Source organism: Litorivita sp. NS0012-18, from assembly GCF_040371945.1.
Classification (GTDB): domain Bacteria; phylum Pseudomonadota; class Alphaproteobacteria; order Rhodobacterales; family Rhodobacteraceae; genus Litorivita.
On sequence record NZ_BAABWS010000005.1, the window covers coordinates 56,517 to 81,216 of the forward strand.

Sequence of the window (24,700 nt, forward strand, 5' to 3'; positions counted from 1 at the left end):
GTTCGGCCCACAACTTCCCAGTCTCTTCCCGAGATTTCGCTCAGAAAAAGGCAATAAAAATCCGTCCACCGAATCGGTGACTCTTGACCGGTTTGCTGGAGGTTGCTACATCATGAGTGCTAATCGAATGATGAGGGCTCTCCAGGGGAAACTTTGGGGGGCTCTTTTCTTTCTGGTCTTCGCTTTTCTCCTCTGCTCGCGTTACTCTGTGTGGCTCGGGGCTTAGGACCCAGAGCCGCTCTCATTCCGCCACTGTTCGAAGAGCTGCAAAAGCGTTGCCTCCGCGCGCTCTTCGATCCATTGGCCGAATTCTGGGTGGTCCTTTTTGGCGATCTTGATGGCGATCGTTTTCTGATCGACTGTCAGCGTTCCCACAGAGCTACCGTCCGCATCTTTGACGACGGACGTTAGGCTGCCGTTGGCTTGTTTCTTGTCGCTACGCGCCTTGTTCGAGCAAGCTGAGTAGACTGCCTGAAACTTTTCCGCGCTTGGAGTGTCGTCGGGCAGGGCGGTAATCACCTCTTTGGCCGTGTTCACCAGATCTATCTTTTTTGAGAAAGCAGCCAGGTCACCCCATTGCCGTCGTCCGATGCCATGTGCCGGCCCTATCTGCTGTACAAGCCCTTCTGGCAGTTGCTCTATGACGACGCGATGATTGGACACGCCCTGCCGTGTCAAGCCGAGAGCATCCTGGATGACGTTTGGCTTGTAACCTGATTCCTGCATCTCTTTGATAAAAAGAGATTTCTCAATGAAAGACGGGTCTAGTCGGAGGTTGTTCTCTTGGCCCTGTGCGATCAGAGATGCGTCGTCATCCAAGGTCCGAACGATCGCCTTGACCGTTCCGCCGACCATGCGGATCGCTGCAAGCCTGCGTCGTCCGTAGATGATGCGGTATCTGTCCGGTTGCGCTGATGGTCGGACCATAATCGGCACTTGTTGCCCATGCTTGCGAATGCTTTCGGCCAACTCATCAATACTGGAATCCTCCAGAACCAACCGATCGCGCAGACCATCCATGTCAATCTGATCGGGCTCGAGGTCCCGAATGGAATTCGCGGTGATTTCGCGCAAAGAGTCGCGCAAGCCGCCAACAGATCCTGGCAGTTTTGCCGCTTTTGGCGGGGTAGGGGAGGGGGCTGCGCTCTCCTTCTCGTCCTTTGGAGGCTGATTGAAGATATTTCGGGCCATCAGCGACGCCCCCATGCCATTTGAATTGTTTGTTCCAACTCATCGCCAACGCCGTTCACGCTGGTCAGAGCGCGATCAATCGTTTTCCTGATGAACTGGCTCGGATCAACTTCGTAGACGGTTTGCTGGGTCATACCGGCGTCCGAGATTGCTGTAGACTTCAGCATTGGCTCAGTCATGACCTGTCCGGCCAAGATCGATCTCAGGTAGCCCGCCATCTGGGTCTGAGGCCCGTCCGACGGCTCGTATCTCGTGATCAAGAACTTTACGAAGTCCCATGTAACGCGCTTGCCAATGGCTTCTTCGACAGCCTTTACCGTTTCCGAAGCAAGTTTCAGGAACTGGCTCATTGAAGCAATGTCGAGCATGCCTGGCACGACCGTTACCAGGAGTCCCGTCGAGGCTGCCAACGCCGTTAGGGTCAGAAAGCCAAGTTGAGGCGGGCAGTCGATCAGCACGATGTCGTAACTCGCCTCAACTTCCTCGAGCGCCAAGGCGAGGCGCTCCGCAAATATGGGCTGCACCCGACGGGCGAGGGCGTTTGCCGTCTCAGTTTCGTATTCCGAGAGCATTAGGCCCGCCGGAACCATATCGAGCTTGTGGAAGTAGGTCGTTTGGATGACGTCGGAGAGTAGAACTTGCTCCTCATATCTCAGAGCATCATAGATTGTGCCGCCTTCAGCGAACTCGAGCTCAGGCCGAAAACCGAAAAAAGTGGTCAGACTTGCCTGTGGATCGAGATCCAAAACCAATACTCGGTAGCCTCGCAAGGCATACCGTTGTGCAAGATGTATCGTCGCTGTCGTTTTTGACGATCCGCCTTTGAAATTGACGACAGATATCACCTGGAGACGATCGCCCTCACGTCGACCAGGGCGGTAGTTTTCTGCGTTCTTTCCAGTGCGCCCCAGAATATCGCGCAACTCATCAATCTCTTGGGCTGTGTAGAACCGGTGTCCGCGGTTGTCTGTATGCACTTCAGGGAAGCTGCCGTCCTTGTGCCGGTTGCGTAGGTTAGATGTGCTCACGCGTAAGAGGCTGGCGACCTCGGTAGAACTGAAACGGCGCAGGGACTTTCGTTCTTCGGGCTCGAAAGCGATCTTCATCTGGCGATCCAAAGACTCAGCCAGATTGTCGGCAAATGCTCCGATGTCGGAAGACCCTATGCCTTGCGCGTATCCAACGTTACGATCATCCATATCCTGCCGCCCACTCTCGGCCTCTGTTGAGGCTCTTGGTCATTCTGACGGTGTACAGCGTATCTGACGCGTTTTGCCGTCAGGATGGGAATGCCACGATCCGGTGAGTCCGGCAAGAAGAATCTAGATGTAGTGTGAAAGTTATCCACAGCACCAATACGTTCAGTCGCTTCAGGATAGTCGCAAACGTTTGATTTTATTGCATTAAGTCGACACGATCGCGCTTCCAACTACCAATCCGAATTGTTTGGATGATTTCAGCTAAACCCATGCAACCAGTGGCACAATTGACCTTTTGACGGCGTCTGGAGCGATAGATTCAGTTGGATGAGTCCCTGCTAGTTACAGTCGGGAGTGAGCCGATTCTGATGAAATTAGACCAAGTCGTTCCGCCCGTTCCAACAGCATCCTGACGGAGGACGGTTGCCAGCTGGTGCGGCCTCGAGGGGTGCGCTCACGCATGGATTCCAACCGGTCGCAGATCGCTTGTAGCGTGATATCCGGGTCCGACCCTTTGATGGCCGCCACGATGGCCGGCAGGCGGTCATCGGTCTCGCGCCGTCCGGCGCGGCCAAGCACTGCATCGGGCAGGAACCCGTCGCGCACATAGGCCTTCACGGCACGGAGCAGTCGGCTTTGTGTCCAATGGCGATCTGGGGGCAGGGGGCCATTGATGATCCGCAGGACGTCCTCCCAAGCCATATCGGGGCGCAAACGGCGCACATGGGGCGCCCAATCCTGCGCAATTTCGTTCAAGCGCTCCATGTAGCCGTCCTGTCGCGCCAGCCGCACCTTGCGCAGCGCAGCGGGATCCTTGGCGCGCAGCCCAGGATTGCCACCAACGCGGCCCTTGGCGCGCGCAGAGGCAAGCCCGGCCTTTGTGCGCTCACGTATTAGCGCGCGCTCGAACTCGGCCGCGGCGCCCAGAACTTGCAGCGTGAATTTGCCCTGCGGGGAAGCGGTGTCGATGGGGTCCTGCAGGGAGCGGAAGAAGGCACCCTTGGCCTCCAGACGCTCGATCACTTCGAGAAGATGCGACAAGGACCGCGCAAGCCGGTCGATTCGCACGACGACCAGCGTGTCGCCCTTGCCAATCCGCTCCAGCACGCGGGCAAGCACAGGCCGCGCACGATTTCCACCTGAGGCGTGCTCTTCGAAAATCTCGGAACATCCCGCAGATTGAAGGGCCTCTGACTGGGGCAGGGGGGTCTGATCCTCTGTGGATACGCGTGCATAGCCTATCAAGGGCATGAAATCGGGCCGTTTGCAATTTCAGGTATTGCTACTAAACGACCCAATGAATCCGCTTCTCAGTTGTTAGATCGTTCTCCTTTTGCCAACATCAGATGATGTTCTTGATGATGTGCCCCGATCGTCATCACTCCGAAGAAGCCCAGACCCTGGATTTGTGCAGCGTCACCATCGACCATCATAGCCACGCCGTCTTCAAGTTCTTCGGTTGAGACATCCCAACCCGTCTCCGCAGCGAGGAAAGGTGCGTGGGCCGGCACCATGGCGCGGATCGCCCCAAGAACATGCTGAGTTCCCCGTATCTCGAATCTGGCTCCTTCGGGGCGTTCGATGACGTCGACCTTGGACTCCGTGGTCAGCAAGTCCATGTCGACGAGATGTCGACGGAGAGCGGCGATATCGACCGCGCTCCAGTCGGTTTCGGGGTCGTCTCTGAGGATCGTCACGATTTCGGTCAGGGCAGCGAAGCCGGATTGGCCGGACTCCTGTGGGTCCGCCATCGTGTGGTCGTTTCCTGAGTGGCTGTGTTGAGCAAACGCAGGGGCTGCAACCAGAAGGGAGAATACCAAAATGGGGAAACGCATGTGTTGATCCTTCGCGAAGATGATTTCGGCAAGCTCTAGCAAGAGCACGGATCTCTGAATATGATTTCAATCATATGATACCTGATCCGTACGCCCGCCTCCCACATTCTGCGCAGAAACGCTTCTCCGCTGAGGCTCGCGAAACCCTCTTTCGGCAAGGCGCCGAGACGACGGGACTGTACATCGTGCTAACCGGGCGGGTGCATCTTGAGCGTGTTGGACCGAATGGCGAGCGTTTCGTGATCCATCGTGCGAAAGCTGGGACGAGTTTCGCCGAGGCCTCGATATTCTCGGAACGCTACCACTGCGACGCTCTTGTGATCGAAGCGGGTGATTTCATGAGGATCGACAAAACTGCTGTCCTAAGAGCGTTCGAAGATGTTGAGTTCGCGCGCGCCTATGGTCGTCACGCTGCCAGACAGATACAGGCGCAGCGACAGCTTCTCGAAATCGTCGGCATTCGAAGCGCGGAAGAGCGTGTGATGGCCGGGCTTGTCGCCGGATTTCTCGATGGCCAAGTTGTCGACTTCGCGGCGCTCTTGCGTCTGAGCCACGAGGCGACGTATCGCGCGCTTCGGGCGCTCGTTGAGGCGGGACGTGTCACAAACCCGTCCCGCGGTATCTATCGTTTACCGGAGGCTTTCTAACTGTGGCTGGCAAAAACGGAGGTTGATCCGTCCGAGCCCACAAGCAGCGTATCAAAGGTATCTCCCGCGCCGGGCCCGCCCATTCCAGGCGAGCTCATCGGCATGCCGGGTACGGTCAGGCCGCGCGCCGAGGGCCGCTCAGCAAGAAGGCGCTCGATGTCCGAGGCAGGCACGTGGCCTTCAATGAAATAGTCGCCCACAACCGCAGTATGGCACCCGGCAAGGTCCGGGGCGATTTGCAGCCTGTCTTTGAATGCGTAAAGCGCGTCCTGATCAACGTTTTCCGCCTCGACCGCGAAACCGGCTTGTCGGACGTGCTCCACCCATGCCGTGCAACAGCCGCATGTCGGTGTCTTCAGCACCTGGATAACTGGAGAGGTGTTTGCCCACAGCGGACTAGCCAGGACTGTAGAGGCCGTGGAAATCAGAAAAACTCGTCGTTTCAATGGTGGTGGCTCCCTTTTGTTTTATCACCAGTTGTAGCGGGGTGCTCGTCCATGTCGAGCGTGCTGCCGCTCGTGTCGCGCGTCACGTCAAGGTCTTGAGCATGTCGTTCGTCGAGGCAGTCGGTCTCAAGTTGCAGGGTCACCATATGGAAGCCATGGTCGCGGGTCAGCTGACTGTACGCGTTTTCAAGAATCTCCGCGGCATCATGCGGATCAGAGTGGCGCAAATGCGCGGAAAAGGCATGTTTGCCGCTTGTCAGGGTCCAGGCATGTGCATGATGGACATCGAGGACACCGTCCAGATCACGGAGATCGTCGATCACTGCATCGAGGTCCGTCTCCTCTGGTGTCCCCTCCATGAGGATGTGAACGGCTTCGCGAATGACGCCAATCGAGGCCCAGAGCAGAACGACCCCGAATGCGGCCCCAAGGATCGGGTCGATTTGAAGAAAGTCGGTGAACTGGATCACCAGGGCCGTCACGATGATCAACAGGCTACCGACGAAGGTCTGGATAATGTGCCAAAGCGCGCCGCGTGCGTTCAGATCGTCGCGGCTCGATTTCCACATCAGGCCGAGCGAGATGACCTCTGTGACCAATCCACCGAACGCCACCCACAGCATAGGACCGGTGGGCAGATGGATCGGATTGCCGAGCCGCATCACGCCCATCCAGATGACGAGAAGCGCCATGCCCAACAGAAAGCCGCCATTGACCAGCGCGCCGATGATCTCGGCACGGTACCAGCCAAAGCTCCGTTGCGCGTCGGCAGGCCGTTGCGCAATACGTTGTGCAATGATCGCAACAAGGACGCCGCCCACCGCAGAGAGTGTATGAAACGCATCGGAGAGCACGGCGATCGAGCCGGTCCAAAGCCCGACGGCGAGTTCGATGACAAAGTAGACGCCTGTCAACCAGGCGGAGATAACCAGAGCTTTTCCGGATGATGGCATATGTCCGGCGTGAGAATGGGCAGCCATGTCAGTCCTCCTTTGGTGTGTTGCCGCGGTCGCGCCAGATCGCGATGACAAGAGACAGGGCCGTGAAGCCACCAAGCGCCGCCGCCGTCCAAGTCGCGGTGCGCGCATCTCCGTTCATCGCTTCACTGCCGAGATGCGCGAGAAGAAAGCTTGCCGGAATGATTCCGGCCAGAGTGGCGACGGCAAATCGCCAGAAGTGCAGGTTGCTGAGGCCCGCCGCATAGCTAATCATGTCGAAGGACAGGAACGGCAGCAGACGGCTGCCGAATACCAGAAACGTCAGCGTATTCTGCGAGCCGAGTAATCCCTCACTCAGCTTCTGTCCGACATGTCTCTCAACAAAAGGTCGCCCTAGTCCGCGCGCTAGCAAGAATGCCGCGACAGCGCCGAGCTCGGCTCCGAGGACAACCAACATCGTCCCAAATGTGTGTCCGTAAGCGGCCCCGGCGGCGAGTGCGACGGGCGCAGAGGGCAGGGGGCTGGCAACGATTGCCACTGTCATGAGGGCGACCACCAAAACAGGTCCGAGGAGGCCTGCGGCATCAATCCATCCTTGGAGTTCCTCGCGTTGCGGAAGATCGATTTCGAAGCCGAATGCATCGCGCCAAGCCAACGCGATAATCAGGAGCACTAGAAGAACGAGAAGAATGAGACGGGTCACATCCATACTCCGTAGAGCAGGATCAAGAAGGACGCCGCCAGCAGGTCGTAGACAACGCAAAGAGGGATGTACCATCCGGGGATTCGCGCAAGTTTGTTCGGCTTGTGGTGGAGCAGGTCCCAGAGAGCATGAAGCGCAAGGCCAAGCGGCAGGGCGAGCCAATGCCAGAGCATCCCTAATACGGCAGCTGTCCCGAAAAGAATGGCGACCGCCAGTTCGGACCAGAACACACGGGCTTTGCCATCCGCCGCGCCGAAACCGATATAAGCTCCGCCAATCAGTGCAAGTGTAACTGCGGCGACAGCGACGGACGCATTCGGCTCGAGGAAAAGATGCAATGGTGCGGTTATCCCGAACAGGCCTGCTCCGACCCATGCTGGCCGATGAACAGTGGCGGTGTTCTGGGATCCGACAACACGGTCGGTGGTGTTTTCAATCTCACGCTTCATGAGACATGACCTAGGGCTTCCAGTGACTGGAGGGTCAAGGCCTCCGTGACGCTTGATACATTTTGCGACAAAGGAAGTTCGGGTCATTCGGGAAAAACCAAACTATTCTGGGCCTTATGAAGTGTGGTTCTGACATACGAAAACGCGCGTGGCCGAACTGGTGGCGCCATGGACCGGTTTGTTTCGGACTGATCGTCGTACTTAGTGCCGCGATTCTGGCAATGACGCCGCATCCGGTCGCCGCACAGATGAGTTCGACGCTCTTTGAACAGATCGAGGATGTGCCCGCACCTTCGCCTCCGGGTGCCAATGAACCGTCACTGACGAGCCATGAGGATACGCTCTACATGAGCTGGATGGAGCAGGTGGGGCCAGAGACCAAAGTCATGATGGCAGTCCGGACGGCCGAAGGCTGGTCCGTTCCGCGTCTCGTACAACAGGGAGACGATCTCTTCGTCAACTGGGCCGATTTTCCCGGAATCGCCGTATTCGACGACGGAACGATTGCCGTGCACTGGCTTCGGGAAATCGGTCCATCGAGTTTTGACTACCAGGTTGAGATCTCTCTGTCGCATGATGGCGGCACGACCTGGGGGCAACCTCTGATCCCGCATGCGGACCGGTCATTTGCGCAGCACGGTTTCGTCTCGATGTGGCCTGCGAAACAGGATGGTTTGGCGGTGATTTGGCTCGATGGGCGCGCCTATGGGGCTGAGGGTGATAAGGCACCTACCGCGCCGGACGCCATGCAGCTGCGCGCGACGATGCTGACAAGCGGTGGTGTGCTCCGCGATGACGTCGCCATCGATCTGCAGACCTGTTCGTGCTGCCAGACAAGCCTCGCAGCGACGGGGGACGGCAAAATCCTTGCCGCCTATCGCGACCGCACCGAGGGAGAGATCCGGGACATCTCGGTTGCACGACTGACCGAAAAGGGATGGGAAACGCCTGTTTCGGTCCACGATGATGGATGGGAATTGTCGGGCTGTCCCGTGAACGGTCCGGCCATCGACGCCGAGGGCGGGAATGCAGCCGTCGCCTGGTTCACGGGCGCCAATGACGTTGCTGCTGTCAAAGTTGCTTTCTCTGACAATGGCGGGCGCAACTTCGATACACCGGTCCGGATTGACCAAGGCAATCCAGTCGGGCGGGTCGATCTTGAACTGCTCGATGATGGGACGGCCCTGGCAAGTTGGGTCGAATGGGTTGAAGGGAATGAAGCGCTCTATCTTTGCAAGGTCCATCATGACGCGGGATGCATTTCACCGGAAATCCTGACCATCAACTCGGCAGGTGCGTCAGTGAATTTCCCGCGTATGGCGCGACTAGGCCGGGACTTCTATCTGGCCTGGACCCAGCCCGACGAGAACGGAGACAGTATTGCAATCCGACGCGCAGTTCTGGCGGAGCGCAACTGATCATGACCTTGCAGCCGCATATCCTCGTCGTCGACGATCATGCCGAGATACGCCAGTCGGTCACCCGATACTTAGAGAAGAACGGCATGCAGGCCACTGCTGCGGGCAATACGGTCGAGATGGATGCCAAATTGGCCAGAGAAAGTATCGATCTGATTGTCTTGGATATCATGATGCCAGGAGAACACGGACTTTCTGCTTGCGCACGATTGCGTCAAGAGAACTGCACCACTCCCATCCTCATGCTCACAGCACTTGGCGAGGATGATGAACGTATTACGGGTCTTGATACGGGAGCGGATGACTATCTCGCCAAGCCGTTCAATCCACGCGAACTTCTGGCGCGCATCAAGGCGATCCTGCGGCGCTCCAATAGTGCACTGCCCCCGCACGGCGGCGAATTGGCCGGGAAACGGGCCCGGTTTGCCGGTGTAACGTTCGACCACGATGCCGGACACGTTATCAGGGAAGACGGCGATACGATCACGCTCACGACAGCTGAGGCGAAGTTGCTTACGGTGTTTCTGGAGCGCCCTCGCGCGGTTATCAGCCGTGATGATTTGCTCGAGCTCAGCGCCGGTCGCGTTGCTGGACCGCTGGACCGGACCATTGACAATCAGGTGTCCAGGCTGCGCCGGAAGATCGAGCCGGATGTGTTGAGACCGCGGATCATCTCGACGGTCCGTAACGGCGGCTATTGCCTGAATTGCGATGTGGAGTTCGAAGCCTGATGCGGTTGGGGTTTCGCACGCAGATTGCGCTTCTTGTCGTTTCGGTGCTGTTCGTTGCCCAGGTCGTGGGGCTTTGGCTGTTCGTCGATGAAAGGTCGCTGGCGGTCCAGGCGGCGATTGGAAGCGAGGCGGCGGGACGTGCCGCCAATGTTGCCCGGCTGATCGAAGGTGCGCCGCCTGAGTTGCACGATGAGATCGTTGCGGCGGCAACCTCGCCTCTGGTGCGTTTTGAGCTTGGCGAGGGTCCATCGGTGACGCACACGCATCACGACGAGAATGGAGCCGTTGAGGCGCGCATCCGTGCGCTTCTGAATGACGGGTATAGCCGCGACATTCGGGTCGAGGTCCACGAGATCGAACAGGGACTCCTGCCTTTGCCCAATCTCTCTCCAGAGATGGCGAGGATGCATGCGGAGATGATGCAAGGCACGCTAGCGGCTATCGAAATGGAAGTTTCAATCGCCATTGCGGGAGGTCGTTGGTTGAATGTCGCTACGCGGTTCGAGAAACCACCGATACAATGGTCATGGACATCCACTCTGTCATTTGCGCTGACATCCGCGGTGCTGCTTCTTGCGATCTTCTGGTTTCTTCTGACACGCTTGACGCGACCACTGAACGAGCTCGCGGCGGCGGCCGAGGAATTCGGTCGTGGGGGCGGAGAAGGACCGATAACGCCGGTCGGTCCGAGCGAAGTCCGAAACCTGACAATCGCTTTTAATGACATGCAGGCGCGGCTCGCGCGTTTCGTAACGGACCGGACCCGGATGCTCGCCGCACTCGCGCATGATCTGCGCACGCCGCTGACAGCACTGCGGGTCCGGGCAGAAATGGTGGACGACGTCGAAACGCAAGAGGGTATCTCGGCGTCGCTCGATGAAATGCAGGATATGGTTGAGGCCACGTTGGCCTATGCCCGCGGTGTTGGGCAGGGCGAAGACCTGCAGCGCATCGATGTGGCGGAATACCTCTCGAACATCCAAACGGGGACACATGGCGGACTCGATCTGCGAATGGGGCCTGAAGCGGTAATGCAGATAAAGCCAAAGGCGATGCGTCGTGCGTTACGCAATCTCATCGACAACGCGCAACGGTACGGGGAGGATCCGGTCCTGTCCTGGGATGTGACCGGTGCTGGCGTCGAAATCCGGATCGACGACACAGGACCGGGCATCCCCGAAGGTCATATCGCTGACGTGTTCCAGCCTTTTCAGAGAATCGAACAATCCCGCTCTCTCGACACTGGCGGTCATGGTTTGGGCCTTTCCATCGCTCGTAGTATTGTTCTTGAACATGGCGGGACCATCGAGTTGTTGAACCGTGACGAAGGCGGGCTCCGCGCACGGATTATCCTGCCCTTGGCAATGCCTCACACGTCAATGTCGGAGCAAAGCGCGCAGGTCGATCCCGTTTCAGACGGCGCTTTGCCTGCTCAAAGGAGCGAAGACTGATCGGTTCTGTTGCATCCCGCTTTGATACATTTCCTTACAAAAAAGCAGGGCCCAAAGCGTTCCGAGAATGCGTGAAGTTCGATAGAAAACAAAGCGTTCGACATGGATATGAGGCACAACCATGCAGACAAGAAACCGATTTGCGATGTCCCGGCGAGCTTTCACAGGAAGCTTGGGGGCGGCGGTAATGCTTTCGCCATCCATTTCGGCGGCAGAAACAAGCGACGCTGTACGTCGGAACATTTCATCTTTTCGGACCCACGCCTGGGAAGACCACTTTGACACGCTCGGGGTCGGAGTGATCATTTCGGACACGTCGTCGAAAGTGCTCCAACACTGGACGGCTGATGGAGAAATGCGACTCTACCCGACCTCTGTTCCGATGTCGGAGGAGTTGACGCGGCGTGGGTATACCGAAGTCGTGGAAAAGCGAGAAAACCCGAGTTGGGCGCCGACACCTTCAATGCGCGAACGGAACCCGGAATGGCCTGCACGTATTCCGGGCGGTGACCCGGAGAACCCGCTTGGAACGCGCGCGCTCTATCTTTCGTGGCAGTACTATCGAATTCACGGCACGCAGGATACGCGCAAGATTGGCCGGCGATCCTCAAACGGATGCATCGGCCTCTACAACGAGCATATTGAGGAAGTGTTCGATCGTGTTCCCGTTGGTACTCAGGTCAAGCTGATCTGATGGGAAAGTACACTGTCATCGCACTCGCACTGGCGGCATTGCTGGGTTTGGGCTTTTGGTGGTCAGGGAGCAACGACACCAACACTCCGGTTGCTGCAAATGTCTCGGATAGCCCTGGCCCGGCAATGGTGGATGTCACGGTTCCAGATACGCTCTCGGCCAACGCCGAAATCGGAAAAGTGGCGTTTGAAGCGAAATGTGCGGTGTGCCATGGCGCAAATGCCGCCGGTCAGGACGGCGTGGCGCCACCGCTTGTGCACAAGATCTATGAGCCCAGTCACCATGGCGACGCAGCGTTTCTGCTGGCGGCGAAGAACGGGGTGCGGGCTCATCATTGGCGCTTTGGAAATATGCCGGCGGTCGAAGGCGTGACGGATGGAGATGTGAAAATGATCATTGCCTATGTCCGTGAGCTGCAACGGGCGAACGGTATCAACTGAGAACCGAGCAGAAGGAGAAGCAACATGAACGTAAGAATTTGGATGACGGCCCTCGTTGCTTCATCAGTTGGCTTGGCCGCATTGGCGCATTCCGGTGCGACCGGTGTGATGAAAGAACGAATGGACGCGATGGGCGAGATGGGAGACGAGATGAAACGTCTCGCACCCATGATGCGCGGGCAGACCGAGTACGATCCTGACGTCGTGCGTAATGCCGCCGATACGATGATCGGGCACGCCGGGGCGCAAATGACCGAATTGTTCCCTGAGGGCTCGAATGGGGAACCTTCCGAGGCGCTTGATACAATCTGGGAGGATTGGGAAGAGTTCACGGCGCTGGCAGAAGCGCTCCGGACCAGTGCTGAAGGTATGAAACTGGCGGCCGACAATGGTTTGGCAGGGCAGGGTGAGATGCCGGGTGGTGGCATGATGGGATCCGGCCAGGGTATGATGGGAACCGGGCAGACCATGATGGGTGCCGCTCCGACGCAGATGATGACCACAGAGATGCTGGCTGAAATGCCGGTCAATGCCGGGTTCATGGCCGTGACGCAGACCTGTTCGGCCTGTCATCAGAAGTTTCGCGCAGAGGATAACTGACGCGTGTCGCGCCTGTTCAAGTCTTTGCTGCTCGTCGGTGTATTGGGTCTGGCCAGCGTTGCTGGCCTGATGGCCTGGCCGATCGGAGTCGAACCTCCGAGCGCGCTTCAGGAACTGGAAGGCAATGTTGATCGCGGCGCATATCTTGCACGCGCCTCCGGTTGTATTGCCTGTCACAGTGATTTCGAGGCAGGCGGCGCGCCCTTGGCAGGAGGCGCACCTCTTGAGACCGACTTCGGGACATTCTATCCGCCAAACCTGACGACCGATCCCGATCATGGGATGGGGGCCTGGACAATTTCCGATTTCGCGCGGGCCGTCCGGCAGGGTGTTTCGCCTACCGGTGACCCGTATTATCCGACCTTCACATACCCTTTCTACGCGGGCTTCACGGACCAGGACATCGCCGACCTCTGGGCAGCATTCCAAACCGTCCCTGCGGTCCCAGAACCATCGCTTGAACACGAGGCCGGGTTCCCATTCGATCAACGTTGGGGATTGAAGCTTTGGCGCGCCGCCTACCTTTCGGAGCCGGATACAGCTCCAGAGGCAGGCCGCAGCGAGGCCTGGAATCGCGGAAAGTGGCTCGTGAGGGGGGCTGCCCATTGCGGTGCCTGCCACACGGACCGGAACTTGGCAGGCGCGCGGATCGCGAGCCGCATCTTCGCCGGAAACGACAGCTTACCGGGTGACAAGCGCGCGCCCTCCATTCTGGCCTCCGATCTACAGGCCGGGGGTTGGGACGTGGACAGCTTGGCCTATGCCCTGCGCACTGGGATCACACCCGAAGGCGATGTTTTTGGGGGAAGCATGGCAGAAGTCGTCAATTATGGAACAGCGTTTCTGAGTGATGCCGACCTCGCTGCGATGGCAAGCTATATCATGGACAACGACTTGTCCGAGAACTGAGAGCACTTGATGACCCTGAAACTCAACCGAAGACAGTTCATCGCGACAGGAACAGCATTCGCTGCCCTTGGGGCGAGAAGTGCCGCGGCCGCTTCGCCCGAGTTGAACGCGCGTGTCGCCGATATTCAGCTTTTGCCGGAAAACTACGGCTCAACGCGTATCTGGGGTTTTGAAGGCATGGCGCCGGGGCCGGAAATCCGGGTAGTGCAGGGTGCAAGGGTGCAAAGGCGATTGGTGAACGGTCTGCCCGACGTGACTTCGACACATTGGCATGGCATCCGCATCGACAACTCCATGGATGGTGTGGCCGGTCTCACCCAGGAAGCGATCGCTCCTGGAACATCATTCGACTACGATTTCATTGTGCCTGATGCGGGGACCTATTGGTACCACGCGCACAACCGCTCGTTCGAGCAGGTGGCGCGCGGCTTACACGGCGCTTTGATCGTCGAAGAGCCCGACCCCCTCGACATCGATCACGAAGAGGTCCTGGTTCTCGACGATTGGCTCATTGATCCCGACACGGCTCAGATCGCGGAGACGTTCGGGGCGATGCATGATCTGAGCCATGCGGGGCGGCTCGGGAATTACATCACGACCAACGGCAAGTACAACTTGTCCAAACCGGTCAATCGTCATGAGCGTCTTCGATTGCGCCTGATCAATGCGTCGAACGCGCGTATTTTCCAGCTGGCACTGGACGGTCTCGAGGGCTGGATTGTCGCCTTGGATGGCATGCCCCTGGCCCAGCCACGGGAGGTCGAGGGGACCTTCCTGCTGGCTCCCGCGCAGCGAATCGACCTTATCGTCGATGTTACTTCCGAGACGGGTGGGGCAGGGCACATCGTGCAGTTCGACCGCAATGAGAGTTTCTCGCAGGTCGCGTTCGAAGTGACAGGTGACGGTGCCAAGTCGCGAAGAGCCGCGCCGGGGCCGCTTCCACCGAACAACCACGCCATGCCCCAACTGGCAGGGGCCCGCGATCTGAGTCTCCTCATGGAAGGCGGCGCGATGGGCGGCATGCGTGGCGCGATGATGGGTGGGCGGATGTCGTCGATGCGCGAAATGATGCAATCTGGAAACTTCTGGGCGTTCAATGGCAGCGTCGGCGGCTTGGACGGTGCGCCACTCGCATCCTTATCACACGGCGAAACAGTGCGTCTGAAGATCACCAATGACACTGTGTTCCCCCACGCAATGCACCTGCATGGCATGCACTTCCACGAGATATCGCCTGATGGCAGCCTTGGCCCGCTTCGGGATACCACGTTGCTGGAACGCGGTGAGGTCCGAGATATCGCCTTTGTGGCGGACAACCCCGGCAAGTGGCTGCTGCATTGCCATATGCTGTCGCATGCGGCCGCCGGCATGATGACCTGGATCGAAGTGGCATGATCCGGGGAACGGCGATCCTCGGGGTAGGCTTGGTCCTTGTTGCTTTAGCCAGAGCTTTTTTCTGGACGGCGGATGCAGCAGGCTCGGGTCTTGGTGTGATGCCGGAAGACGTGGATATTGCGGCGGGTGAGGCGTTGTACGCTGAGAATTGTGCGGCTTGCCATGGGGCCAATCTGGAAGGGCAGGATGACTGGCGAAGCCCGGGCGAAGACGGTCGCCTGCCGGCACCTCCGCACGACGAGACCGGCCACACATGGCATCACGGAGATCAGGTTCTTTTGGAGTACACGAAACTCGGGGGCCGCGCGCTGATGGCTTCTCAGGGTATGGAATTCGACGGCGGCATGCCCGGCTTCGGTGATCAACTCTCAGACCAGGAGATCTGGAACATTCTTGGATACATCAAGTCGACATGGCCGGAGCGCGTGCAGGAGATGCAAGCCGTGCGAACCGAAGGTGAGACGCGGAAGAGGGAAAATTGACATGAATTTGGTTTGGAAACTGGTGGCGGTGATGGCCCTGATCGTCCCGATTGCCGCGCAAGCGGAGAGCTTGAGCGAAGATCGCGTGAAGGAACTTGTTCTCGAGGCCATTCGCGAAAACCCCGAAATCGTTCTCGAGGCGGTGCAGATCATCGAGCAGCGGGAACAGCAGCGCCAAGCCGAGGCTGCGGCAACTGTTCTGTCGGACAATCGCGATCTTTTGGAAAACGACCCGAACGCGCCAGTTCTCGGTAACCCAGAGGGCGATGTAACGGTCGTCGAATTTTTCGACTATAACTGTCCCTACTGCCGTCGGGTGAAGCCTTACATTGAAGCACTGCTGGAAGAAGATCCGAATGTCCGTCTGGTCTATCGGGAGTGGCCGATCCTTGGCGACGGGTCCGTTTTCGCAGCGCGCGCGGCGCTCGCGTCGCGGGAGCAGGGCAAATACGAAGAGTTTCATTGGGCTCTGATGGGAATGGCAGGGCGGGCAGAAGAAGCGTCTGTCATTCAAGTCGCGGAACAGGTCGGATTGGATATCGCACAGCTGCGACGTGACATGGAGGCGCCTGAGATCGATGCGCATATCGCGGCGTCGATGGAACTCAGCCGCGCGCTTGGCTTTAACGGCACGCCGTCATTCGTAATCGGCGACGCTCTGGTGCCCGGCGTCATCGAAGCGGACCAGATGATCCAACTTGCCGAGGAAGCCCGCGCTGCGGGACAATAGTTGCGGGCAAATTGCACGTGGCAGAGCAGCCGATACCTAACCAAGACTTTTTCAGCGACTGAACGCAGGTAAGATGAGTGACAGAGATACAGCAATAACCCGTTTGCCGCGGCGACACTTTTTGGTCGGAGCGACAATGCTCTTTTCTGGACCTCTCGCCATGCCACTGGCGGCATCACCCTCATCTCCGCGAGACATGTGGGAAGTTTGGGATGCGCAAGTTACTCCCCCCGGATACGAGCCATCATCATCCAATCCATGGGGGGTTCCTCCACGTTTTCTTCCGGTTCGCGTCGAAGCAAAGGCTGGCCTTATCCCGGGAGACATCCACGTCGATGCCGTTGCGCGGTACCTGTATCATATCGAGCCAGGCGGCAGCACGGCCATGCGCTACGGCGTGGCGATCGCGCGCGGGTCATTGTACGAACCTGGCGTCTACACGATCCGGCGCAAGGCCAAGTGGCCGACTTGGCGTCCGACGGATGAAATGATTGAACGTGATCCAGATTTGTACGCGCAGCATGCGGACGGAATGGACGCAGGCCCGACTAACCCTTTGGGGTCGCGTGCGCTCTATCTCTACGTCGGGAACAGGGACACCTATCTGCGTATCCATGGTTCACCGCAACCGAGATCGATTGGCGGTCGCGCGAGCTCTGGATGTGTCCGTATGATCATGGCGCATATCAACGATCTCTATCCGAATGTTGAAACCGGCAAGACCGCGCACCTTTACCCGCCCGAAGATGTGATAGGCGGCTGAATTCAAGACCTGTGCGCTGGCAGTATCTGGAGTTAGCTGGCGGCTTGGCAAATCGGATTGCCCCGGGATGTTCTCAACGGGAGCCACGTCGCTTCGACAGGACCATCGTGTAGATACCAAAAGCAATTGTCATTCGGATCGAGCCGCACCTTGGCAAGATTCTGGTAGGGCGCAGCGAGACCGACAAGTGGCTCGGGCAATTCCGTGAAAGCCCCGTCCGCATCGACAGCTGGTGCTGTCGCGCAACCGGTCAATGCCAGCGCGACTGCCACCGTGTTCAAGGCTATAAAGGCCGGTCTGGTCCGAACCTTCATTTTCACTGACTGCCCTCCAGGGCGGTCGAAGGATACCCGGCAGTCGCGAGAACTTGAGAAATGGCATCGGATGAGACCGCCGTCTCGATTTCTGCCGTGCGTGCGTCCAAGTCTGTCCGAAGGGTTGCCGTCGGGTCTGCGGCTTTCAGCGCTTTTTCGATCGTGGCCACACAGTGGCCGCAGCTCATATCAGGAACGTGGAATTTCATGCGAGGTCCTTTCGTAGATTGAAGATCAGATAGAGATTCCAGTTGGTGGAAGGCAACAAAAGAAATTGGCTCCAAGAAAATTGCATCCTACCCCTTGAGATTCCAGTGACTGGAAGCCCTATGTCAGGATCGAAGCCAATTCGAAGGGATTCGTTATGACCCATAACACGCACACCACATTGAGCATCGTTGGCATGTCCTGCGCGTCGTGCGTGGGCCGTGTCGAAAAGGCCCTTTCAGCTTTGCCAGGCGTTTCGGATGTCTCGGTCAACCTCGCATCAGAACAGGCACGCCTGTCGGTCGATAGCCCGGACCGTCTGCAAGATGCCGCGCATGCGCTCGACACGTTGGGGTACCCGGCGCGTACGGCCCGAATCACTCTGAACATCGCGTCCATGTCTTGCGCGTCCTGTGTTGGGCGAGTCGACAAAGCGCTCGCAGATGTGCCAGGTGTACTGTCGGTCACGGTGAACCTTGCCGCAGAAACTGCGGTAATTGAGTACCTCGAAGGAGCGGTTACACCTGCCGAACTGATGGCCGCGACATCCGCCATTGGCTACCCGGCGGAAGTCGCTGAAGCGAACGCCAGCCAGTCACGCGTCGAACGCAAGGCTGAGGAAGCGGATACGCTGCGCCGCAACGTCTTGCTAGCAGCTGCGCTGACCCTTCCTGTCTTCGTGCTGGAAATGGGGTCTCACCTGATCCCGGCTTTTCATATGGCCATCGAAAACAGCATCGGGACGCAAACCTCCTGGATCATCCAGTTCGTTCTGGCGACCATTGTCCTGTTCGGCCCGGGGCGGCATTTCTTTGCCAAGGGCATACCGGCGCTGCTGCGCGGCGCACCAGACATGAACAGTCTTGTCGCCGTGGGAACGGGGGCCGCATGGAGCTACTCTATCGTCGCCACCTTCCTGCCTGGACTCCTGCCAGAGGGTGTGCGTGCGGTTTATTTCGAGGCCGCCGCTGTCATTGTTGTGCTGATCCTGATTGGCCGCTGGCTCGAGGCACGTGCCAAAGGGCGGACAGGCGCCGCGATCCAGGCCCTTCTCGGGCTACAGGTGCGCACCGCGCGTGTCCTCCGCGATGGTGAAACCGTTGAGGTGGATGTCGATGTGCTGAGAAAGGGCGACACGATCCTTGTACGTCCAGGCGAGCGCATTCCGGTAGATGGAGAGGTCCTCGAGGGATCAAGCAACGTCGATGAAAGCATGATCACCGGCGAACCTGTTCCTGTGACCAAGGCTGCGGGCGCAACGATAACCGGCGGTACGGTCAACGGCACGGGCAGCCTGACTTTCCGGGCGTCTCGCGTCGGCGCTGATACGACGCTCGCGCAGATCATCCGTATGGTTGAAGACGCGCAGGGCGCCAAACTGCCGATCCAGGGGCTCGTAGACCGCGTCACGCTCTGGTTCGTCCCTGCCGTCATGGCCCTGGCCGCCCTGACGGTGGTAATCTGGCTGGTGGTCGGCCCCGATCCGGCGATCACCTTTGCGCTGGTGGCCGGGGTCTCCGTGCTCATCATCGCGTGTCCCTGTGCCATGGGGCTGGCCACCCCGACCTCGATCATGGTGGGAACGGGCCGGGCGGCCGAGATGGGCGTGCTGTTCCGCAAAGGAGACGCCCTTCAGGAGCTGTCGAATGTCGACGTGGTCGCGCTCGACAAGACAGGCACGGTGACAGAAGGCAAACCAACGCTGACGGATGTGGTCGTCGCCGAAGATTTCGACCGGGAACGCGTACTCGCCCAGATCGCCGCCGTAGAGGACCAGTCAGAGCACCCGATTGCCGAAGCCATCGTCCGTGGTGCGCGGAGTGAAGGTATCAGTGTTCCGTCTGCCTCGGGTTTCCGGTCGGTGACCGGCTACGGGGTCGCGGCCATGGTCGACGGTCAGGAGGTCATGGTCGGCGCAGATCGCTACATGCTCCGCGAGAATGTCGAGATCTCCGCTCTCATCAACACCGAACAGGATTTGGCCAGTTGCGGTCGTACTGCGCTTTATGCAGCGGTCGATGGTAGGTTGGCCGCCGTGATCGCGGTCGCCGATCCGGTGAAACCCGCAAGCCGCGCTGCGATCTCCGCCCTGCATGACCGTGGCTTTCAGGTCGCCATGATCACCGGCGACAAGCAGGAGACGGCGGAGGCCATCGCACGTGAGACCGGGATCGACCATGTGATCGCTGGTGTGCTGCCGGACGGCAAAGTCGCGGCGCTTGATGACCTTAGGGCAGGGGGACGCAAGATCGCTTTCGTGGGCGACGGCATCAACGACGCCCCCGCGCTTGCACATGCGGATGTCGGCATCGCCATCGGCACCGGTACGGACGTGGCGATCGAGTCGGCCGACGTGGTTCTGATGTCGGGCGATCTGCGCGGTGTTGTGAATGCGGTGGAGGTGTCCAAGCGGACGATGTCGAATATTCGGCAGAACCTGGTCTGGGCGTTCGGATACAACGTGGCATTGATCCCGGTGGCCGCAGGGGTGTTGTACCCGGCGTTCGGGCTTTTGCTGTCGCCGGTCTTTGCAGCGGGTGCGATGGCGCTGTCTTCGGTATCGGTCCTGACCAACGCCCTGCGCCTGCGCCGCATCGCGCCGGCGATGAACGAACAACGTTCACCTGGCAGGCATATCCCGCAAACCAAGACCCAACCAGCGGAATAGGAGGCTCGTACCCATGAACATCGGAGAAGTCGCGGAACGCTCGGGCATCCCGCCGAAGACCATTCGCTACTACGAGGATATCGGGCTAGTGCGCCCGCAACGAAGTGGCAATGGCTACAGGGCGTTTCGCGAAACCGATCTGCACAAGCTCGCATTTCTCGGTCGCGCCCGCGCTCTCGGATTTTCCATCGAGGACTGTCGGACTTTGCTCAGTCTCTATGAGGACGAAAGCCGGGAAAGTGCGCAAGTCAAGGCGGTCGCTGAAGAACACCTGAAAGCGATCGACGACAAGATCGCGCAGCTTCAATCCATGCGCGAGACACTCTCGCATCTGGTCAGGTCATGCCACGGCGACCATCGCCCGGACTGTCCGATCCTTAGCGATCTGGCGGGCGGCCCGGCGGGAGCCTGAACGACGACACCAGCGTGTAGCAACGGGCGAAAGCGCCCTTTTGAAAGCATCAGAAAATGAAGTCTCTTTCGAGGCGCACCTTCCTCTCGGGCTCTGCGGCGATGCTCGGCATGGCAGTTCTTCCGGCGCGTTTCGGCAGCCCGGTCAACGCGCAGATGGGCGCGAATAATCTTCAGGTCACCACCCGAACGCTCGACATTGGGGGCAGGGCGGCGACGGTCAAAGGAATTCTGGATGGGTCTGGAAGATCCGGTCTGGTTCTGGATCCCGGTGCACGTTTTCGGGTCGAACTGAGCAACGCTTTACAGGATGAGACCATCGTGCACTGGCACGGACAGATTCCGCCGAACTCCATGGACGGTGTTTCAAACACCGCGCCCATGATCGCACCGGGGTCCAGCCGGATGTTCGATTTCGTGCCGCGCCCGGGCACCTATTGGATGCACAGCCATGTTCCGGCTCAGGAGATCGATCTTTTGGCAGCGCCCCTCATCGTGCGCAGCGCCGAGGACGCGGGAAGCGATCGGCAGGAAGTGGTGATGTTCCTGCATGACTTCTCTTTCAGGTCCGGGGAAGAGATTCTGGCGGATTTTACCTCTGGCGCTGCGATGGATCACGGTATGGTTCAGCATGGCAGCCGCATGGAAGCGACGCCGCGTCGGATAATCGGTAACCACAGTGCGGACCCCATGCAGGTACCTGGCAGCGCCGGAATGGATCATGGTGCGATGGCGATGCCCGGCATGGGTCATGGCGGCATGGCTATGGACCTGAATGATTTCGAGTTTGACGCGTATCTTGCGAATGACCGGACACTCGACGATCCTGAGGTTGTGCGGGTTGATAAGAGGGGCCGTGTTCTTCTTCGCATCATCAACGCTTCTTCGATGACTGCGTTCTGGATTGATCTCGGAGATGTGCAGGGCGATCTGGTAGCTGTGGACGGAGACCCGGTCGAGCCCCTGCGCGGCTCGCGGTTCGGGCTTGCGATGGGACAACGGGTGGATATCGAACTCACGATGCCTGAAAGCGGGCTGGCGGTGCCGGTTCTCGCTCTCCGCGAGGGCGCACAGGAACGGACCGGGCTCATCCTTGCGCCAGCGGGCGCTGAAGTTTCAAAGCTGGCAAACCAAAGCGACAGCACGCATCCCGCGTTTTCAGGCGATGTTGCGATGGAGTTAGCTCTCCGTGCGAGGCACCCGCTCGACATCAAGCGCCCGGACCGGACCCATATGGTGATGCTCGGCGGGGCGATGGCGCCCTATTCCTGGACGATCAACGGCCAGCTTTGGGGACGCCACACACCGATTGCGGTCCTTCAGGGCGAACGGGTGGAAATGATGTTTCACAACATGTCGATGATGGCGCATCCGATGCATCTACACGGTCATGTCTTCCAGGTCGTTGACATCAACGGAACCCGCATCGCAGGCGCTGTCCGCGATACAGTTCATGTCCCCGCGATGGGAATGGTGACCGTCGCCTTCGACGCGGGCGAAGTGGCGCCGTGGATGCTACATTGTCACCATATGGCGCATATGGCGACGGGCATGATGACGGAACTGGATGTCAGAGCCCCCTGAAAAGAAAAGATAATCCTAATTATTCGGAACCCTCCAGCGCTGGAGGGTTGTTTCTGTAGAAACTATTTCGGAGGATCATCATGTCTGACGCAACGCATCAGAATACTCAAGCAGCGACTGCCTCACACGGTGCGCGGCAGATTGCGGGGGACAAAGCATCGGGGCATTCGACGTCATCCTATGGCAAATTCTTTGCCATGATCGGCACGTCGACGGCGATCATGCTCGCTCTGATGTACTTTGATACCTACCAGTGGACTCATCTGTTCTGGTCCGAAACACGCTTCTACATGGCCTTCGTGATGGGTGCGGCCATGGCCCTTGTAATGCTGACCTTCATGCTCGGTATGTACAAGAGCAAGGCGATGAACGCTGCAATCTATCTCGGATCAATCGTCGTTTTTGCTGGGGCTCTCTGGCTTGTTCGAAGCCAGGTTACAATTGGCGACACCAGCTTCATGCGCGCTATGATCCCGCACCATTCCATCGCGATCATGACGTCGTCGCGATCGAACCTGTCAGACCCTCGCGTCCAGAAGCTTGCTGATGAAATCGTTTATGCGCAAGACAAGGAAATCGCTGAAATGCGATACCTGATCGAGGATATCGAGGCAAATGGCGACGGGACCGAGGAGGAGGCACCTGAAGCACAGATCGTCCCGCTTTCGGAGGCGCTGTCGACCGCCATGGTTGCCGCCATTGATCCGGAATTCCTGACCGAGGCCGATATCGCCAAGCTGTTTCCCGATGGCGCGGCCTGCACGTTCAACTTCACCGCCACAGCCGAACCTACTGTTGCCATGGGCGACGTCGACGGCGAAGCGGTGGCTCTGATGAAGCTGAGCGGCGACCTGATCCGCCTCTCGGCCTCGGAGACTGCGAGCGATGGCGCTGTCTCGCTTTCGACTGATGGGATGGCGGTTTCCATAACGCCGACCGAGGACGGGTCTTCGGACGACGCACTTGCCAAGTCGACGCTGATTTACACGCTCGATGCCGGATCCCGAGCCGGGTTCATCGGCTGGACACGCTGCAACGCGTGACGTCAAACCGACAGGAGCTGATCATGCCGAAAGATACCGTATCCGATTCGAAAAAAGCCGTTCTCTATCGAATGGTGATGAAGGATCACCTCTGCCCATACGGGCTCAAGTCGAAGGATTTACTTGAGCGGGAGGGCTACGAGGTAGAGGACCACCACCTCACGTCTCGCGCGGAGACCGACGCATTCAAGAAGGAGCACGGCGTCGAGACGACGCCTCAAACCTTCATCAACGGTGAACGTATTGGTGGGTACGACGCGCTCCGGAAGCGTTTTGGACAGGAGGTGCGAGGAGCGGACGAAACCACCTATCAACCCGTCATCGCGATCTTCTCGGTTGCTTTCCTAATGGCGCTCGGGCTGAGCTGGGCTTCCTTCGGGTCCATTTTCACCTTACGCGCCTTTGAGTGGTTCATCGCAATCTCAATGTGTTTTCTCGCGGTTCAAAAGCTGAAGGATGTCGAAGGTTTCTCCACGATGTTCTTGAACTACGATCTATTGGCGCAACGGTGGGTCCGTTACGGATATGTATACCCATTTGGCGAGGCGTTGGCTGGCATTCTCATGGTCGCCGGTGCTCTCGTTTGGATAAGCGCGCCCGTTGCATTGATTATCGGGACCATAGGCGCTGTTTCGGTCGTTAAAGCGGTCTATATCGACAAGCGGGAGTTGAAGTGCGCCTGCGTCGGCGGAGGCTCGAATGTACCACTGGGATTTGTGTCGCTGACCGAGAATTTGATGATGATTTTCATGGGGCTGTGGATGCCTGCACGCGCACTTGGGTGGTTGTGAAAAACGTGATTGATACGAGAAGGACGATCTTCGCGGCGTTGCTTGCGCTGCAACCTGGGCTGGGGTTTGCCGAAGCGCTCGTGGAGTTCGACGGCAGCTGGAGGGAGCAGGGGTTCTTAAGGCTGTTTTCCAACGACTACGTCCAGCGAGGAGGACAACTGGACGTGGTTTCCAATGGGACAGTTTCACTCTTGTGGCGGCCGGTCGATCAATCTGAACGAGACGCTGTTGAGGCCAGATGGGCGTGGCGCGTGCAAGAGGGCGTCACTGCGACGGATCTGACGGTCAAGGGGAGCGACGATCGCAATCTGTCAGTTTATTTCGTCTTTGTGGATGAAACCCGCGCCGACGCACTTTCTGGTGGAAACGCCAGGCGGATTTTGCGCGAAGAATCCGCCCGCGCTCTTATCTATGTGTGGGGTGGGGCACATGAAGTCGGGTCCATTTTGCCCAGCCCATATTCTCCACGGCTGCGCACCAAAGTCCTGCGTACAAGCGGCTCCGGGGAGCATCGGGAAAGCGTGGATCTGGCAGGAGATTTCAGAGCAGCGTTCGGCGATGATCCTGGTACACTGATTGGTCTGGCCATATCGGCCGACAGCGACGACACAGATGGTAGGATTGTCGCTTCAGTAGCGAACCTGGTTCTGAAATAGTCTCG

27 protein-coding genes are annotated in these 24,700 nt (G+C 58.6%); 18 read left to right on the forward strand and 9 right to left on the reverse strand.

Going from position 1 to position 24,700, the window contains the following annotated elements; all coding sequences use genetic code 11:
- Window positions 1-222: 222 nt before the first annotated feature.
- The 4 genes from repB to ABWV64_RS14995 form a co-directional block, all read right to left on the reverse strand.
- A complete protein-coding gene (gene repB, locus ABWV64_RS14980; protein WP_353346700.1) occupies window positions 223-1,191 on the reverse strand; it encodes a plasmid partitioning protein RepB in 969 nt (322 codons plus the stop codon).
- Window positions 1,191-2,390, reverse strand: coding sequence for a plasmid partitioning protein RepA (repA, locus tag ABWV64_RS14985; protein WP_353346702.1), 1,200 nt, complete (start codon window positions 2,388-2,390; stop codon window positions 1,191-1,193). Before repA ends, repB begins: the two co-directional genes overlap by 1 nt.
- 342 nt (window positions 2,391-2,732) lie before the next feature.
- Window positions 2,733-3,641, reverse strand: coding sequence for a recombinase family protein (locus tag ABWV64_RS14990; protein WP_353346704.1), 909 nt, complete (start codon window positions 3,639-3,641; stop codon window positions 2,733-2,735).
- 59 nt (window positions 3,642-3,700) lie between these two features.
- Window positions 3,701-4,225: a hypothetical protein gene (locus ABWV64_RS14995; protein ID WP_353346706.1), complete on the reverse strand. Its 525-nt coding sequence runs from the start codon at window positions 4,223-4,225 to the stop codon at window positions 3,701-3,703.
- 74 nt (window positions 4,226-4,299) lie between these two features.
- On the opposite strand from ABWV64_RS14995, the gene ABWV64_RS15000 reads away from it, so the two are divergent.
- Window positions 4,300-4,872 carry a Crp/Fnr family transcriptional regulator gene (locus ABWV64_RS15000; RefSeq protein ID WP_353346708.1) on the forward strand — a complete coding sequence of 191 codons (573 nt, stop codon included), beginning with the start codon at window positions 4,300-4,302 and terminating at the stop codon, window positions 4,870-4,872.
- Here the strand turns inward: ABWV64_RS15000 and ABWV64_RS15005 are convergent.
- Genes ABWV64_RS15005 through ABWV64_RS15020 form a run of 4 tightly spaced genes read right to left on the reverse strand, consistent with a single transcriptional unit; the run spans window position 4,869 to window position 7,408 of the window.
- Window positions 4,869-5,318, reverse strand: a complete 450-nt coding sequence (locus tag ABWV64_RS15005; RefSeq protein WP_234139516.1) for a DUF411 domain-containing protein — start codon at window positions 5,316-5,318, stop codon at window positions 4,869-4,871. The genes ABWV64_RS15000 and ABWV64_RS15005 overlap by 4 nt on opposite strands.
- Complete coding sequence (locus tag ABWV64_RS15010; protein ID WP_353346710.1) at window positions 5,315-6,298, reverse strand: cation diffusion facilitator family transporter; 984 nt, start codon at window positions 6,296-6,298, stop codon at window positions 5,315-5,317. The genes ABWV64_RS15005 and ABWV64_RS15010 overlap by 4 nt, the downstream gene beginning before the upstream one ends.
- Window position 6,299: 1 nt before the next feature.
- Window positions 6,300-6,965, reverse strand: coding sequence for a TVP38/TMEM64 family protein (locus tag ABWV64_RS15015; RefSeq protein WP_353346712.1), 666 nt, complete (start codon window positions 6,963-6,965; stop codon window positions 6,300-6,302).
- The gene (locus tag ABWV64_RS15020) at window positions 6,956-7,408 is read right to left on the reverse strand and encodes a DUF6010 family protein (RefSeq protein WP_353346714.1); all 453 of its coding nucleotides are present in this window, start codon (window positions 7,406-7,408) and stop codon (window positions 6,956-6,958) included. Before ABWV64_RS15020 ends, ABWV64_RS15015 begins: the two co-directional genes overlap by 10 nt.
- 221 nt (window positions 7,409-7,629) lie before the next feature.
- On the opposite strand from ABWV64_RS15020, the gene ABWV64_RS15025 reads away from it, so the two are divergent.
- The 11 genes from ABWV64_RS15025 to ABWV64_RS15075 all read left to right on the forward strand — a co-directional run bounded on the left by ABWV64_RS15025 (window position 7,630) and on the right by ABWV64_RS15075 (window position 17,021).
- Window positions 7,630-8,826: a sialidase family protein gene (locus ABWV64_RS15025; RefSeq protein WP_353346716.1), complete on the forward strand. Its 1,197-nt coding sequence runs from the start codon at window positions 7,630-7,632 to the stop codon at window positions 8,824-8,826.
- 2 nt (window positions 8,827-8,828) lie between these two features.
- A complete protein-coding gene (locus ABWV64_RS15030) occupies window positions 8,829-9,557 on the forward strand; it encodes a response regulator (protein WP_353346718.1) in 729 nt (242 codons plus the stop codon).
- Window positions 9,557-11,008, forward strand: a complete 1,452-nt coding sequence (locus tag ABWV64_RS15035) for an ATP-binding protein (protein ID WP_353346720.1) — start codon at window positions 9,557-9,559, stop codon at window positions 11,006-11,008. Before ABWV64_RS15030 ends, ABWV64_RS15035 begins: the two co-directional genes overlap by 1 nt.
- 145 nt (window positions 11,009-11,153) lie before the next feature.
- On the forward strand, window positions 11,154-11,702 hold the full coding sequence (locus ABWV64_RS15040) for a L,D-transpeptidase (RefSeq protein WP_502902681.1): 549 nt from the start codon (window positions 11,154-11,156) through the stop codon (window positions 11,700-11,702).
- A 125-nt stretch (window positions 11,703-11,827) separates the two neighbouring features.
- Complete coding sequence (locus ABWV64_RS15045; RefSeq protein WP_502902682.1) at window positions 11,828-12,142, forward strand: c-type cytochrome; 315 nt, start codon at window positions 11,828-11,830, stop codon at window positions 12,140-12,142.
- 24 nt (window positions 12,143-12,166) lie between these two features.
- A complete protein-coding gene (locus ABWV64_RS15050; RefSeq protein ID WP_353346726.1) occupies window positions 12,167-12,742 on the forward strand; it encodes a c-type cytochrome in 576 nt (191 codons plus the stop codon).
- Between the two features lie 69 nt (window positions 12,743-12,811).
- Complete coding sequence (locus ABWV64_RS15055) at window positions 12,812-13,651, forward strand: c-type cytochrome (RefSeq protein WP_353346784.1); 840 nt, start codon at window positions 12,812-12,814, stop codon at window positions 13,649-13,651.
- Between the two features lie 9 nt (window positions 13,652-13,660).
- The gene (locus ABWV64_RS15060; protein WP_353346728.1) at window positions 13,661-15,046 is read left to right on the forward strand and encodes a multicopper oxidase family protein; all 1,386 of its coding nucleotides are present in this window, start codon (window positions 13,661-13,663) and stop codon (window positions 15,044-15,046) included.
- Entirely contained in the window at window positions 15,043-15,528 is a 486-nt protein-coding gene (locus ABWV64_RS15065) for a c-type cytochrome (protein WP_353346730.1), read from the forward strand. The genes ABWV64_RS15060 and ABWV64_RS15065 overlap by 4 nt, the downstream gene beginning before the upstream one ends.
- A gap of 1 nt (window position 15,529) precedes the next feature.
- Window positions 15,530-16,258, forward strand: coding sequence for a DsbA family protein (locus ABWV64_RS15070; protein ID WP_353346732.1), 729 nt, complete (start codon window positions 15,530-15,532; stop codon window positions 16,256-16,258).
- Window positions 16,259-16,331: 73 nt separating this feature from the next.
- On the forward strand, window positions 16,332-17,021 hold the full coding sequence (locus ABWV64_RS15075; RefSeq protein WP_502902679.1) for a L,D-transpeptidase: 690 nt from the start codon (window positions 16,332-16,334) through the stop codon (window positions 17,019-17,021).
- Between the two features lie 316 nt (window positions 17,022-17,337).
- On the opposite strand, the gene ABWV64_RS15080 is transcribed toward ABWV64_RS15075, so the two are convergent.
- On the reverse strand, window positions 17,338-17,544 hold the full coding sequence (locus tag ABWV64_RS15080; protein ID WP_353346734.1) for a heavy-metal-associated domain-containing protein: 207 nt from the start codon (window positions 17,542-17,544) through the stop codon (window positions 17,338-17,340).
- A gap of 155 nt (window positions 17,545-17,699) precedes the next feature.
- On the opposite strand from ABWV64_RS15080, the gene ABWV64_RS15085 reads away from it, so the two are divergent.
- From ABWV64_RS15085 to ABWV64_RS15110, 6 genes are all read left to right on the forward strand, one after another.
- A complete protein-coding gene (locus tag ABWV64_RS15085) occupies window positions 17,700-20,210 on the forward strand; it encodes a heavy metal translocating P-type ATPase (protein WP_353346736.1) in 2,511 nt (836 codons plus the stop codon).
- Between the two features lie 13 nt (window positions 20,211-20,223).
- The gene (gene cueR / locus ABWV64_RS15090) at window positions 20,224-20,622 is read left to right on the forward strand and encodes a Cu(I)-responsive transcriptional regulator (protein WP_353346738.1); all 399 of its coding nucleotides are present in this window, start codon (window positions 20,224-20,226) and stop codon (window positions 20,620-20,622) included.
- A 56-nt stretch (window positions 20,623-20,678) separates the two neighbouring features.
- A complete protein-coding gene (locus ABWV64_RS15095) occupies window positions 20,679-22,205 on the forward strand; it encodes a multicopper oxidase family protein (protein ID WP_353346740.1) in 1,527 nt (508 codons plus the stop codon).
- An 80-nt stretch (window positions 22,206-22,285) separates the two neighbouring features.
- Window positions 22,286-23,248, forward strand: coding sequence for a DUF305 domain-containing protein (locus tag ABWV64_RS15100; RefSeq protein ID WP_353346742.1), 963 nt, complete (start codon window positions 22,286-22,288; stop codon window positions 23,246-23,248).
- Window positions 23,249-23,271: 23 nt separating this feature from the next.
- Complete coding sequence (locus ABWV64_RS15105) at window positions 23,272-24,039, forward strand: MauE/DoxX family redox-associated membrane protein (protein WP_353346744.1); 768 nt, start codon at window positions 23,272-23,274, stop codon at window positions 24,037-24,039.
- Window positions 24,036-24,695, forward strand: a complete 660-nt coding sequence (locus ABWV64_RS15110) for a DUF3047 domain-containing protein (protein WP_353346746.1) — start codon at window positions 24,036-24,038, stop codon at window positions 24,693-24,695. Before ABWV64_RS15105 ends, ABWV64_RS15110 begins: the two co-directional genes overlap by 4 nt.
- Window positions 24,696-24,700: the final 5 nt, after the last annotated feature.